This window comes from Halocatena pleomorpha, from assembly GCF_003862495.1.
Classification (GTDB): Archaea; Halobacteriota; Halobacteria; order Halobacteriales; family Haloarculaceae; genus Halocatena; species Halocatena pleomorpha.
The window spans coordinates 32,185-45,551 of record NZ_RRCH01000036.1 but is presented as its reverse complement, the minus strand read 5'-3'; the positions used below and the strand labels follow the sequence as shown (position 1 = coordinate 45,551).

Here is a 13,367-nt window from a genome sequence, read left to right as displayed (position 1 = left end):
CGGGCAGCCAGATTCCGGTGGAATCTGGCGACGGCGGCGAACATTGCACGTCGCGTAGACCCGTGGGGAGAGAGCGTTCCTTGGAAACCGGAACGCGATGACTCACCACAGGACGGGAGCGGTAGTGACACCGCCACAGTCCACCGGAAGACGAGTGCGAAACCCGCACAGATGACGCTTTCGGTGTATTCGGGCTGAAACCTACGGCCACGGTCGGCCGGAATCCCCTTGAAAGGGAAGCCCCGCCGTTTACGGCGGGGAGGATGTCACATCGTTTTCACCAATGACGACGATTTCTACACAGAGACGCTCTCCCACGATCTTATCACCTACAGTCAAATCGAAGATCCAACACTACAAACGGTATGCGACGCGCCTGCGGTGATCGAGGCTGCTTATGATGGCACCCACTCATCTGGGGAGCACGTGCCGAATGGATAGGCGTGACTAGCGGATGTTGTGTAATGATGGCGCTATTATCAGTATTCGTCTTAGTGTTTCTACAGCTCCTGGGGGTGGTTCTTACTCAAGCTCTCCAAATCCCTCCTCTCGCATACGCTCAGCAACTTGCTCAGGATCATTGTAGGCCGCGAGGAGGGCAAACTCGCGTTTGGGACCTCATCTACCCCAAACTGCTCAGCAAGCTCGGTCCGGAACTTAGCTTCTCGGTCGGCTACCTTGTCCCGAACGGGATTTCGAGCCGGTTCTCCCGCTCGTCGCCAACATTGGTTCGCCGAACAAAGTATGGATATTTTGATGAGTTTGTTCGCTCTGATGAACTTTCTGCTTACGATGGCGACTGCTGGGCCGAGGTGGCGGCGTTACTAGACGTTGAATCAGTAGATATCTCGCTATCAGCAGCCTCTTTTGTTTCTTTTTCTTCACTGCTGTCATTCTCACTGAAATCAAGGTTGCCTGAACCAGACTTGAAACTATTCATGCGGTTGCTCCCTGTGTCGTCTCTTCTTCCTCTCTGAGATCGATGGCCCTCGCGTCCCGTAGTCATCTCTATCGAATCAGGTGGCGTCGACATCTTCTGTCCTATTTTACTTCACCAATTTATTCTTTCAATAATAGTATTGAAAATTGTTGGTTGTGTAATATATTACATGATTGTGTGGGCAATGTATTATTTGTCCTACAAGAATTCATCTAAAACGATCTCAGAGCAGGTCCGCTTCGTCTTCCCCTGCAGTTCAGTTTTGGTGAGCTCATTGGACGAAGTGGACATGCGATGTACACTGTGGATCGACAACTGTATTAACAACAGTGATGTCCGCGGTATCACCCATTTGGCATCCCCGTGAGGTAAACGACAAGCGCGACCCCAGTTGCACTCCCTGCAGCGGTCAGTGCTGCGTTGAGGAAGGTGTTTGACGGGAACATGAGGCCGGTGGGAACACCGACGCTGAATGCAGCGACCCAAGCCAAAAGCGCGTACTGAAGCGATGAGAGGTTCCGCACCCAGTTATCAATTCTGTCGTAGATTGATTTGATTTGCATAATACCTAGTAGCTGTGGTGAGGCCTACTCGAATATATAGTCGTGATATCTATCGGGTGGTGAATCGTTTCCTGACATCGTCCCCTGATCACAACTACTCGTCGTTCACCAGATGTCGGATCGCCGGTATGTGATTTTCACTGTGATATATGCTGATGGACGTGATGCCCTCTCTGAGCAGTTCCCCTCAAAATGCTCAAGCGACAGGCTGTTGTCCACCCCGTTGATCAGCCTGAGAGCTAACTCTCACGATGAACAACACTGTTGTCCTCACCATGCTAGACTGCTGCCCAGAGTGAAGTTACGTCACGTCCCCTCTATCATCGGTTATTATGTGAGCTTTTGCCGTGGCGTAAAGGACACCTTCTCACCGTGGTAAGAGACAACACCATTCTACAACTCGAATGGATTTTGACTCATGGGGCTGTCAGTTGAAGCCCTCCCAACGATTGGCGGACACACACCGTTTTCGAAGTAGACACAGACTTTTTTGATTAGTCGGGACCGTCCACCGAACAATGTTGGAGACGCCGACCACGACAACACACTGCCGGTCTCATAGAACTCAGTTTGTAAACGACCTCAAACCTCACGACCAATCACAGACGGAATATAGTTTCAGTAGATATCATCGTTGGCACATATGTTATCAAAGAATGACAATTTCACTGCTCTAGCAGCAGGTTCACTCGAACCACTGTACCATCGTGTCTGATGTAATGTCCAGCTTCACCTAATGTTTCGTTATATATTGGCAACTTTTTCAGTGATTCATCAGTTCTTGTGAATTGCTCGTCTTCAAGCCTTATACCTGCTTTTCCACGAGTAGCATCTTTTGCAATCGCTTTTTCAACTACTTTCTGGATCGGTTTTACATCATCAAGCCGATCATCATTTGAAGAGATGATTATTGCACTCGAAGGAGGATCCGCTACTACATTCGCTTGGATTGGTCCACTCTTGTTAGCCATGGAATTATTGGGTCGAGTCTCTCCTGCGGTAGGAGTGTCAGTATTTCCTGTAGTAGGAGTGGTAGTGAGACAGCCAGCAATACTACCCGACAGAACTAACAATACCATCAATATCAATTTTTGTATTCTATTCATTATCTTATTTATAATATCTTCACTCTCTTCCATCAAAAAACATTCGGAAAACAATCGTATTATCACGCATCACAATCGCGTCCTTACGGTACCGTTCAGATGCTGGTTCGTACTGTTCATCAGCTATCCTGTCGTACTCTGACAACTGGCTGTTGTTGACATCACGCCTCCCTGTATCCGACAACTGAGACGACATGATTGAGTGCGCCATCTGTAGCAAGAACGACCTGCGCGAGGAGTTCGACGCGAGCGGAATCGGGGAGTAGTTAGAGAGTGACGAAAGCCACTGCCGCGGTTGAGACACTGTTCGCAACACAGACCCGCACTGCTTGTTCCGTATCACGCTCGCAATCCGCAAAACACTCATCTATAGGTGATTGTCGATATGGGCATCAGTAGGGCTCGGGCAGTGGTGATCGTCCGTGTTGGCTACCCACAGCATCGAATACGGAGTTGCTCCAATCGACGTGAATTGCAAGACAGCACTCCATCAACAATGTACTACTCATGAACGTAGCACGTTTATTAGTGGGAGGATCAATCCGGACAACGATGAGCGAGACACGAACCGACGTGACGGCACTCGACCGGGGCAGCGTCCGATCCTACCTGCGCGAGATGGGGCCCTCGTGGGTGGCTGGCGCGATTGCCGCCGGTCCTGCGACGATGGGGTCGCTAATCACCGCGGGCGGCTCGTACGATTACGCGCTTTTCTGGGTCGTTGTTCTTTCGGCGATTGCCGGCGCACTGGCGCAGTACCTCGCGATGCGTCTTGGCTTACTCACAGAACGCGGGATTGTCGGCGTTATCGAGGACCACCTTGGCGACACGTGGGCCTGGCTGCTCGTTATCGACGTGGTGCTGGCCGCTGGCAGCGCACAGCTGCTGATTATGAAGACCGTCGCTGCTGTCTCAGCGACCCTCACGGGAATCGATGCCCGCGTTTGGGGCGTCGTGTGGGCACTCGTCCTTGCTGCGGGGCTCGCCACCCAAGGCTATCGCTTCCTCGAAGCTGTGGCGAAGGTGCTCGTGACGGGCGTCGTAATTACGTTCGTCGCCTCACTGTTCGTCGTGCCGCTCGACATGGGCGCCGCTGTGTCCGGGCTCGTACCTTCCCTTCCGCGGGGAAGTGCCCTCGTCGCAGCGGGCATCCTGGGCGGCGCCGTGCATATCACGCTAATCACGATGCACTCCTACACGATGCGGACGAGGGGCTGGCTCCGCGAGGAGTACAGCTTGGCGACGTTCGACGTTGTTGCCTCCATGCTCATTGCTTTCGGGATCTACAGCGTCTCGATCTTCCTCGTGGTTGCGAGTGTCCTCACGTCGGGTGATCTTTCGACGGTTGAGGCAGCGAACGCGCTCGGTCCCCTAGTCGGTGAGAGCGCGAAGGGACTGTTCCTCCTCGGACTCGCGGGCGCCGCCGTCTCAACCCTCGGGGGAAACACCATTGTCCTCCCATTTCTGGTCGCGGACAAGCTCGGCTGGGGGACAACCGTCGAGGACGACCGATATCGCTGGCTGCTGGTCGCCACCGCGCTGCTCTCCGCGCTGGGCGCGTTCATCGGCGGGCCTGTGTTGAGTCAACTTGCGCTCGTCCTCGCGATCGGCACTGTCGGGACGCCGTTCGCCATCGCAGTCGTGCTCTACCTCCTGAACTCCGAGGTGGTCCCGGAATCCAATTCAACGTTCTCGAACCTCGGCGGCCTGACCCTCCTGTTGGTTTCGGGAGGTCTAGCCGCGAACTTCGTCTGGGAACAGGTTGCGGGCGGTCTCGATCTCCTCTCAGGTGCGATCCTTGTGTTCGCAGCCGCACTCGGCATCGCAACGGCCGGGTTGTTCGCGAAGTTTGTCCACGAGGAGGCGGTCCTCGCGTGACAGACGTTTCATTCCCACTCGCAGGATCGACGCTGATCGTCGGCCCCTCACAGGCGGGAAAGACCCGTCTTACTGCCCGTGCGCTTGAAACCTGGGTCGAACACAATGGGCCAGAGGGTATGGTCGTCTGGGAGTTTGCGCCCGAGGTCGAGCGCGGCGGTGAGATTCTGGGAGGGCGTCTGGATCGATTTACGGACGTCCCCGACGGTGCGTGGCTCGGCGTCCTTAACGCCCACGCGCCCCGATATGAAGGCAAGACGACAGACGAGTCGGTGGCGCTCGCGAGGAACAACACAGAGCGAGCGCAGGAGCTTATAGATGCCGCGCCCGCGGACCCGCGGGCGGTGTTTATCAACGACGCGACCATCCCCTATCAGCACGAAGCCAGTGAACCGAAACGCCTCATGGCTTACTGCAATCGCGCGGAGTACGTCATCTTGAACGCCTTAGAGAGCGATGAGCTGGGGACGGACGACCCGGTTTCGCGGCGGGAACGGGAGGCCCTGTCAATGCTAAAGGACTGGGCCGACCGGACGGTCTCGCTCGGGTAGAGATGAATCGTATTTGATTGATGTCCTCCCACGACTGAACTACGGGATTCCCCCACTCGGAGCGGATCTTTTCTGCCCTGCCGGAGGAACTTCTCGACTGTACTGTCCGGTAAAGATTTCGGTGGTCACTCATCGGTACTCACCTCGGTTGCGTGGTACTCGTGGTTCATTCCCCTGTCAGCAGGGACATGATGACAGGGTGACATCAACGCTGGGGCTGTTTGCTCAGAGAAGGGGCTTTTGAGACTAGGTTCGTGCTTCTCAAGAATATTTACGCAATTTCCTCACTCATGTCGTATGGAGAGAGTGAGCGGGCAGATCAGGCCGATTCAGTGGCGGTTGGTGGCATTCGTAGCCGGTTAATCATACAAGTCGGTACCACTTGGCGGAGCCAGTGGTTCGGGACGACTGGGGAATGTTCCGCAAATACTGTTTTGGCACTTACGGTGCGGAGATGCAGGCTAGCAACTCGCAGGAGAGAGTGACTGTAAGCAGAACGAGGAATACTTATTCAAATATCCATGCCAATATACTGTGTCTCGATTTCGATCAGCAGTCCGCGTGATCGTGACGTTCTTTCTGGTGGGTTGGGCCGTGTACCCAGCCTTTGCGTTGCTTGGGGTATATCTCCTGCCTCCAGACGCACTCCTAGCGATCTTGCCGATGGTCGGGACAATCCTCGGAGGGATCGTTGGAACGCCCCTATTCATCTCTCGCTCGGGATCCCTCCGTCAACTCGGACGATTCGATGTCGCACAATACGGTATGTTCATTGTCTGCTTGCCAATTGATATGCTGTATGACGTGATTATACACTACTCCACGATCGATACGCGCAATATCGTACTGTCTGTACTTTGGGCGCTGCTTCTGATCGGTGTGTGCTATGGTGGTGCTTATACACTCGTCTATGGTGACGGATATCAACGATTGGTACACTGGTTCAAAACAGGCGATCTCTACAGTTGAGTTTGTAGCGGATAAAGCCTCACACGCGACATATAGACGTTGAATGAGCCGTCTTTGTGGCGCTCGGTTCTCATTGATTCACGTTTTTCCTAAGGATTTCGTATAATTTGCAGCTGTCGGTTGCTATATTGTTCTCGTGAGGCGACCAAAACCGGGCAGATAGTGCGGGTTGGGGGTGAGTTGCACGTTTCTGTGCAAACATGCAATCAGTAGTAAGGACTGACCGAAACCATTTTTATCGACTGCCCGAACCGTCTGGACACCTTCTCTCGGCCGTAGCCGTAGCACTGTCCTGCGTACGGCCGATCGCCATCCGTCACGTGGCAACTTACCAATGAGGCACACTGTCCACGATACGTTCGCGGCAGCGTTTGAGAGCTACAGCATCGTGCGCCAACTGCATGACGTTCCACCCCACGAAGTGTATGAAGTCACCGTCAATGGCCATCGCGCCGTGTACAAAGGCGATACTGGCCCGACAGGGAATGCCGCGATCGAGGTACGGGTAGCCGCATTCATCGGTGAACAGACATCCGTCCCAGTACCGCGGATACTACTTGTGGGAGACGATCACTTCGTCGCCGCGTGGCATCCAGACGCCCCCCAGTCGACACAGGAAGGGACACAGACGAAACGTGGGCATTCGCCGCGGGACGTGGTCTCGCGACCTTACATGCTGAAACTGATCGATTGATCGACACGTATGGCCAGTTCCAGCCACAGAGCGGCGAACTCGCGATTACCGAAGCGGGCGACTGGCACACCGCTGCAATCGCGTATGTCCGTCGTCACCGGTCAGTCCCCGACCAACACGGACACGCCGACATCGTCGATACCGTCATCGATGTCCTCACCGATCATTCGGATCTCTTCGAGGGCGCAGGCAATCCTGTCTGCTGTCACGGCTGGGCAACGTCCGAACACGTCTCAGTGACAGATGACCGTGTGAGCTGCATGATTGACTTCGAGCACGCACTCGCAGCACCGGGCGAGTTCGATTACTGGCGAACCGTCCTGACGATCACATCCAAAGCGCAGATACCACCCCTGCTGGCGTCACCATCGAACCTTGGGCAGGAAGCTATCCCGTACGTGTATGTCGTCACCACCGATATCGACGCAGAGGCTAGCATTGCTAAAGCCGTCAAAAAACGCGTCCCCAGAGCAGATCGATGTCATCGGTGGGTTCGATCTCATTGACCATCTCACTACATGACCACTACCGGTGGACCAGCCAAACCAGCAGGACAGCACGGTCAGGTACCCGATGGGGTCCGGTGGATGCTGCTCGATCTCATCGAACACGCTGCGGACTTCGATTGGATAACGACCTACGAACAGACGATCGAACTACTTGATGCACACATCGACAGCTGAGCAAAGGCGATCTGAGCCAGTCGTCGATCGACATGCTTTGGTACTATTTGGAGATAGGTGCGAATCGACTGTTTACTCAACGCTGCTGAAGATCTTCTCACACCGACTGCCCGCGACGGTGATGTTCCAGCGTAGGACGCGACCGATGCCGCATGGGCAGCCATTCGATACGCTTGCTGATTACATGGCGCAGCACAATGCGGCGCTTGAATGGGTGTGAGGACAATCATCATGACGAGCTTCAATCATGGTCTGATCGACAGAGCCGGTGTTCCGTCTACACTCCGTCTGGCAGCGTCGGCGTCGGTGTGTTCCGATCGACTGGTGCAGACACCCCGGATTGGGAGTGAAAAACCACGTGACGAGCCGGGGATCACACACCACCACTTCCAGTGTTTCCAGATCGTGCGCTACCCGATCAGTTGCGCTCGGAACACACCATCTGCAATATGAAGAACGTCCCGATGGAACAGTTTGTGAGGTCTGTCTCATTCCCTCTCGGTTCGGTGGGCCGTCTCTACGCGCGAGGATGAATGTATCCGACGTTTATACCATGCCGATAGTCACCATGTCGGTAATACATACTAACCTATATGAATATACTGCCATACCGACTGAGGAGAGGCGATATGACCGTCGATTCATCCCTTCTGTGCTGATTCCGAATAATGCGGTACTCTGGTTACAGTTTCATGAGCTGTGCTGCCAGCCAGCGGTCGGGAAGCGCAGTTGCCCCAAAGCGGGCTCCGGCGATGGCTCTGGTGACAGCGCCGATGGGATTCGTATCACCGCCGCGATTCACACTTCGGACGATCGCCGTCTCAACATCTCCTGCATGGAGGCCGTCGTGGAGCGCCGTCTGGAGGGTATGAATCACGTATCCTGACGTCGGCAGGGAAGCGCTCTCACTCGGATCGCCACTTAGACCGGAAGAGCAAAGCAAATGTTCTCTACGTCGGGCGCGAGTGAGATGACCTGAGCCTTCCGTTGCAATTCCTGACGCCGGTCTTCGATACGCTGTTCAAGTTTGTTGAGGCGTTCTTGTTGTCCCCGAATCGCGATATCCATATTCGATCCGGCCTCTGCCTTCCGTTCGTAGTCTTCAATGAACTCCTCGATCCGTCTGCGTTCTGCTTTGGCATACTCCTTGAGGTCATCCAGTTCTTGCTGGGTTTCCTCTCTACGGCGTTCATGTAGTTCCTCTCTCAGAGACGCGACCTGCTGACTGATATAACGATCAGCCGCTGCTCGCAACTGCTCCTGACTCTGAATGAGCGATCGTACGCGATCAGTGTCGGGCGATCCTTTGATACTATCACCCTGAACAATACGCTGCCCTATTCGCTGTTGGGGATCGTGGTGGCGGGCATCGACATACACAGGGATCATGTCTTCGCGGATGACCTCGCCTGTTCCGTCTTCGAACTTCACACGGTAATTGTACGCAATTCCTGATGCGTCGACGAACGGGAGAAGCTTCAATCCAACATCGCCGTGCTCACTCTCTAGCACTTGCTGCATGAGTCGCTGGACCAGATCATCGTCGGGCGAGACGTAGTCGATACCATCGTGGTCCATAGCGAAGTCTCGACTGAACGTGAACGGACCGTATTCTTCGTCCGCTTGCCGAAGGGGGCGAGGGAGTTGGGCTCTGTAGAGATTGTTCCCGGCCTTCTCGACATCTCCTCCCAGGGCCTCGACACCGCGTTCCACGAACTCGTGAATGTCGGCCTCGGTCCCGTAGACGTCCTCTGACTCGTCCATTACTTCTTGAATCTTCTCCCGACTTTCTTGGTCGAACGTACTCGTGTCAATGAGGCTGCGTTCGTACCACTCTTGAAGTGTACGCTGGCGCTCGTCGATGAGTTCCTCAAGTTCCTCTTTGGTCACACTCGCAGGCTCCTCATTCTGGATGGACTCCATGATGAGTGAGTCTACATTGATGTCGTCGAGCACCCCGAGGACGTCGGCGGTGTTCCCAAGCTTCCCCCGAATGTTCTCGACTTTGTTCTGGAGCATCTCGAAGATCTCACCCTCTCGAGTGTCCTCAAACGTGAAATTCCACACCTTCACTTCCTTGTCTTGGCCATACCGATGGAGACGGCCGATCCGCTGTTCGAGCCGGTTGGGATTCCAGGGCAACTCGTAGTTGATCATGATGTGGCAACTGTGCTGCAGGTCGATCCCCTCGCTTGCTGCGTCTGTCGCGAAGAGCAGTCGAGACTGCCCGTGATTGAACTCGTCTTCGATCTTCGCTCGATCCCCTTTATCGATGTCACCGTGGATCACGAGAATTTCGTCTGCCCACGGTTCGTCTTTCACGAGACCGAGGATGTAATCGAGTGTGTCACGGTATTCTGTAAAGAGTAGTACCTTCTCGTTCGGGTTCTCCTCAAGTAATTGCTGGATGTAGCGACGAACCTTCTGGGCCTTGGAATCGACTGGAATACCTTCAGCAAGCGAGACGAGGTCACGTAGCGTTTCGATTTCTTCTTCGAGTTGAGCATCGCTCTCGGTGATGGTGAGACCTGCGAGTTCTTCCTCGGCTTTCTGCTTGTCTGCTTCGTCGAGATCTTCGCCTTCGAGATAGGCTGAAGCTCCTTCAGAAAGCGAGGTTGCAGTGGATTGCTGGTCGACAAGATTCGCAAGCCTGCGGCTTAGTGTGGCTTTAATCGCTCCAATACTACTCACAAGGCGTTTTTGCATCAGCGCCATCGCGAACCCGACTGCAGGTTCGTTGAGCTGCTCTGAGCGATTGTAGACGTGTTTGACGTACTCGGTGACTGCCTGGTAGAACTGCCGCTCTTCGTGTGTCCGCTCGACAGGGATCGTCCCAACCTCGCGATTCGGGAAAATTCGTTCACCGGTATCGTCGTAGATCGTCTGCTTGCCACGACGCATCATCACGCGGTCGACCGCTTCCTTTGAAAGCTCTTGATCTTCTGCAACGAGGAACGGATCAATATACTCGATGAGAGAACCGAAGGCATCCCCTTTGCCGTCGTGTGGCGTCGCACTGAGGAGCAACAGCGAGTCGGAGTTGTCGGCAACACGTTCGACCATCTTCGAAGTCTTGCTCGGGGACTCGCCTCGCTTGGCTGTCTTGTGTGCTTCATCGACGACGACAACATCCCAGAACGCGTTGTCGAGTTCGTCGCGGAACTCTTCCTGACGCAGAAACGCCATACTTGTGACCATCTGCTGGTGGTCCTGGTTCCAGATGTTGGCTGCCTCGCCAAGCCGTCGCCGCTCGCCCTCGACCCACTGGCGATCGCCCGGAGTGAGCGAGATATCGAAAAAGCGGTCCATGTCTCGGATCCACTTTTTCTGGAGATGGGCTGGGACGACAAACAACACCCGATCCGCACGGTTGCGTACAGTGAGCTCTTTGAGGATAAGCCCCGCCTCGATGGTCTTTCCCAGTCCGACGTCGTCGGCGATGAGCGCTCGCTGGCGGAGCTTCTGCATGACCCAGTTGACTGCGGCGAGCTGGTACGGTTCGAGACGAACCAGCGAGTTTGAGATACTGAGTAGTTGCCCTTGTTCGTGTGCGATTTGAAGCTGGAGGGCTTGTGAGCGTAAGTCGAACCACTCGGCCGATACCGCATCGTGATCTGGGTGGAGTTGCTCTGCAATCGCTGTATCGAGTGTACCGAGCTGTTCTCGCCTTGACTCGATGTTTACGTCGTCGACGCAGACGGTTTTCACACCGACGTTCTCGACGTAGGTCCTGAGATAATCGAGATCACCGACGGAGTATGTCTTGATGACCTCAGCGGGTTGATCGTTGAGGAGAATCGCGTCTCCGGATGCGAGATCATTCATAGCTCATTACTCCTGTGTGATTGTGATGAAGTTCAAGACGAACTCTTGTGGGAGGACGCCCCCATGGTAGAATCGAGCATCTGGAAGCCCCTGATTCCTGAAACGCTGAATCGGGTCCGTCAGGATGCTGATTTTGGTATCGTCGTTGAGGTAGCCCAGATGTGCGTCTTCGCCCAACAGGACGCCGGGTGCGTCCTCGTCGAGATCTTCGCCGGCGATCCACCGACGAGTCACTTTCTCAGCGTCGCTCGGTGGATGCAGATCGTCGATGTCGACGTGTCGGGGGAGTGAGACGAAGCCGTGATCCGAGAGGATGTAGGCGCGGTCGAACCCGCTGTTGCCGAGTTTTTCACAGATGATCCGAGAGATAGCGTCGATCCGGTCGCTGAACAGTTCTTCAAAGTCCGTGAGTTCCGTCTCGCCGGTTTCATCGATGTCGTTCCAGTAGTAAGCGACGCGGGACTGCCCCCAACCGCTCTCGTACTCGTCGTCTTGCACAATGTACGTCCATCCCTCGTTTTCGAGGAGCGTCTGTCGCCAGTAGTTCGTGATCTTGCGTCCGTTTCGTTCGGGAACGAGTTCTCCGTCCTGCAGTTCGATGTTGAAGCTGAACTTGCTGCCGGGGGTGAGCGCTGCCTTCCCGAACTCGGTGTCAGAGGGCAGCGTGCTAACCCACTTGCTCTCGTCTATTTCGAGCTGGGGAAGCTCACACCGGATGGACTCTGCGAGTTCGTGAGCCAGATCGAAGCGCAGTGCGTCAACAATGAATAGCGCGACGCTCTGGCCGCTCTGGAGGTGTTCCTGTTCTTCAGCGAAAAACTGGTGGACGTGATTCTCGCCGACGAACGGGGATCCGGCGTCAATCTGCTCTGCGACGAGTTCACCGAGATCGGTGAGGTAGTCTAGATATCTGGATTCAACGAGCGACGAACGGAGATCATCGAGCTTCGTAGTTGCAGGATGCTCTTCTGGAAGCGCGGCTTCCGGTTCACCGGAGACAATGAGGTTGAACACAGCGTTATCGATCTGCCACGTTCCGTCTTCTACGTCGCCGTACAGCTTCACGACGTCACCAGTATCACCGGTTTCTTCCCAGGTTTCGAGTTCGTTCGCAAGCGTCGCAATATCGATGGCCTGATCCCAGAGTTCTGTCCACGGAACGTCGCCGTAGGTCGCGTTGAGGCGTTCGTGGCGTCGTTTTGCCTGAGTTGCACACTGTTCGTAGTCGCCGGCGTAGAACGACCGCGTCCACTCCTCCCAGAGGCGGTGTTCGAGCGAAGCGTCGACCGGACAGTCCACGAGGTCCCACGGATCGTCGTGGGTGCGAAGGATGTCGTGCCAGAACCGCTGTGTAGGGTCGAGATAGACGCGAGCCAACTCTTGTTTGCGTTCGGTTTTGCTCAGCACAGAGCGAAGTTCGGGTCTGGAGACGCCGATCCCTGTGTGTGGTTCGGGCTGGTACTCAGTTGGCAGCACGGACTTGTCCAAGCCCTCATCGACGAGCCACTCAGCGACCCCCCAGCGTCTCGTTCGGTCGACGATGGTCTGGGCGTCGTGTTCGCCGTCGACGGGCGTCATGCCGTTGTCGACCAAGAGTCCCTGAAGCTTGGTCAGGTCGTCACCGCTGGGAAGCTGTTCCGTGCCGTGTTCGAGCACGAACTGCACCGGGTCATCGTGGCCGTCGAGAACGATCTTCGTCTGGAGACCTTGGAGTGATGGAAGCCCACCGTCGCCGTTCAGTTCTTCATAGAGCGTTTTGGCGACGGTCTCCCGATCATCGGCGTCCTCGTACGCTGTCCGAATGGACGCAGCTTGCAGACGGTCGGTCTCGAAACAGCGGGCAGCGAGCTTCCCGATATGCTGTTCGATCACGTTGCCGGTGTGCTCGACGTCTTTGAACCAGTCCACGTCGTCGCTGCTGGCGTGTGGGACGTACCAGACAGCGCGGTCTCGTGGTGCTTCTGTGCGAAGTTCGAGGGGCGTCTGTTCTACGGCTTGGAACGCACAGCCGAGTTGCTTGCTCGCGTTTCGGACGATGTCACGGAGGTAGCCGCCGTCGTCCCACCAGAGAATGACCGGCTCCTCGTCTGGGGCTTCATCGATGGCACTCTCGATGGCGTCGTGAGCGCACTGGGGGAGGGTCTTGGTCGCTGGCATG

10 protein-coding genes and 1 pseudogene are annotated in these 13,367 nt (G+C 55.3%); 6 read left to right on the top strand and 5 right to left on the bottom strand.

The annotated features are described in order from the left end of the window. Positions 1–198: pseudogene (locus tag EIK79_RS18265) on the top strand (RNA-guided endonuclease TnpB family protein); the annotation flags it as partial. Positions 199–1,284: 1,086 nt separating this feature from the next. Here the strand turns inward: EIK79_RS18265 and EIK79_RS15600 are convergent. Both EIK79_RS15600 and EIK79_RS15595 read right to left on the bottom strand, forming a co-directional pair. Further along, the gene (locus tag EIK79_RS15600) at positions 1,285–1,503 is read right to left on the bottom strand and encodes a hypothetical protein (protein WP_124956343.1); all 219 of its coding nucleotides are present in this window, start codon (positions 1,501–1,503) and stop codon (positions 1,285–1,287) included. Positions 1,504–2,168: 665 nt separating this feature from the next. Then, the gene (locus EIK79_RS15595; RefSeq protein WP_124956341.1) at positions 2,169–2,642 is read right to left on the bottom strand and encodes a hypothetical protein; all 474 of its coding nucleotides are present in this window, start codon (positions 2,640–2,642) and stop codon (positions 2,169–2,171) included. Positions 2,643–3,161: 519 nt separating this feature from the next. Between EIK79_RS15595 and EIK79_RS15590 the strand changes: the two genes are divergently transcribed. From EIK79_RS15590 to EIK79_RS18255, 5 genes are all read left to right on the top strand, one after another. Next, the gene (locus EIK79_RS15590; protein WP_124956339.1) at positions 3,162–4,487 is read left to right on the top strand and encodes an NRAMP family divalent metal transporter; all 1,326 of its coding nucleotides are present in this window, start codon (positions 3,162–3,164) and stop codon (positions 4,485–4,487) included. After that, complete coding sequence (locus EIK79_RS15585) at positions 4,484–5,038, top strand: hypothetical protein (RefSeq protein ID WP_124956337.1); 555 nt, start codon at positions 4,484–4,486, stop codon at positions 5,036–5,038. Before EIK79_RS15590 ends, EIK79_RS15585 begins: the two co-directional genes overlap by 4 nt. 1,303 nt (positions 5,039–6,341) lie before the next feature. Beyond that, positions 6,342–6,701, top strand: a complete 360-nt coding sequence (locus tag EIK79_RS18260) for a hypothetical protein (RefSeq protein WP_185715674.1) — start codon at positions 6,342–6,344, stop codon at positions 6,699–6,701. Further along, complete coding sequence (locus EIK79_RS15580) at positions 6,593–7,207, top strand: phosphotransferase (protein WP_185715673.1); 615 nt, start codon at positions 6,593–6,595, stop codon at positions 7,205–7,207. Before EIK79_RS18260 ends, EIK79_RS15580 begins: the two co-directional genes overlap by 109 nt. 12 nt (positions 7,208–7,219) lie before the next feature. Continuing rightward, the gene (locus EIK79_RS18255; protein ID WP_185715672.1) at positions 7,220–7,384 is read left to right on the top strand and encodes a hypothetical protein; all 165 of its coding nucleotides are present in this window, start codon (positions 7,220–7,222) and stop codon (positions 7,382–7,384) included. Positions 7,385–8,066: 682 nt separating this feature from the next. Here EIK79_RS18255 and EIK79_RS15575 read toward each other — a convergent pair. Genes EIK79_RS15575 through pglZ form a run of 3 tightly spaced genes read right to left on the bottom strand, consistent with a single transcriptional unit; the run spans position 8,067 to position 13,366 of the window. Next, positions 8,067–8,327: an ADP-ribosylglycohydrolase family protein gene (locus EIK79_RS15575; protein WP_303645421.1), complete on the bottom strand. Its 261-nt coding sequence runs from the start codon at positions 8,325–8,327 to the stop codon at positions 8,067–8,069. Further along, the gene (locus tag EIK79_RS15570) at positions 8,306–11,209 is read right to left on the bottom strand and encodes a helicase-related protein (RefSeq protein ID WP_124956331.1); all 2,904 of its coding nucleotides are present in this window, start codon (positions 11,207–11,209) and stop codon (positions 8,306–8,308) included. The genes EIK79_RS15575 and EIK79_RS15570 overlap by 22 nt, the downstream gene beginning before the upstream one ends. Before the next feature lie 6 nt (positions 11,210–11,215). Next, positions 11,216–13,366, bottom strand: a complete 2,151-nt coding sequence (pglZ, locus tag EIK79_RS15565; RefSeq protein WP_124956328.1) for a BREX-5 system phosphatase PglZ — start codon at positions 13,364–13,366, stop codon at positions 11,216–11,218. Between the last annotated feature and the right edge of the window lies 1 nt (position 13,367).

Excerpts from the sequence above, each read along its gene's own strand:
- EIK79_RS15595 (WP_124956341.1), bottom strand. The coding sequence starts at position 2,642 with ATGGAAGAGAGTGAAGATATTATAAATAAGATAATGAATAGAATACAA.
- EIK79_RS18260 (WP_185715674.1), top strand. The coding sequence starts at position 6,342 with ATGAGGCACACTGTCCACGATACGTTCGCGGCAGCGTTTGAGAGCTAC.
- EIK79_RS15570 (WP_124956331.1), bottom strand. The coding sequence starts at position 11,209 with ATGAATGATCTCGCATCCGGAGACGCGATTCTCCTCAACGATCAACCC.
- pglZ (WP_124956328.1), bottom strand. The coding sequence starts at position 13,366 with ATGCCAGCGACCAAGACCCTCCCCCAGTGCGCTCACGACGCCATCGAG.
- EIK79_RS15600 (WP_124956343.1), bottom strand. The coding sequence starts at position 1,503 with ATGCAAATCAAATCAATCTACGACAGAATTGATAACTGGGTGCGGAAC.
- EIK79_RS18255 (WP_185715672.1), top strand. The coding sequence starts at position 7,220 with ATGACCACTACCGGTGGACCAGCCAAACCAGCAGGACAGCACGGTCAG.
- EIK79_RS15590 (WP_124956339.1), top strand. The coding sequence starts at position 3,162 with ATGAGCGAGACACGAACCGACGTGACGGCACTCGACCGGGGCAGCGTC.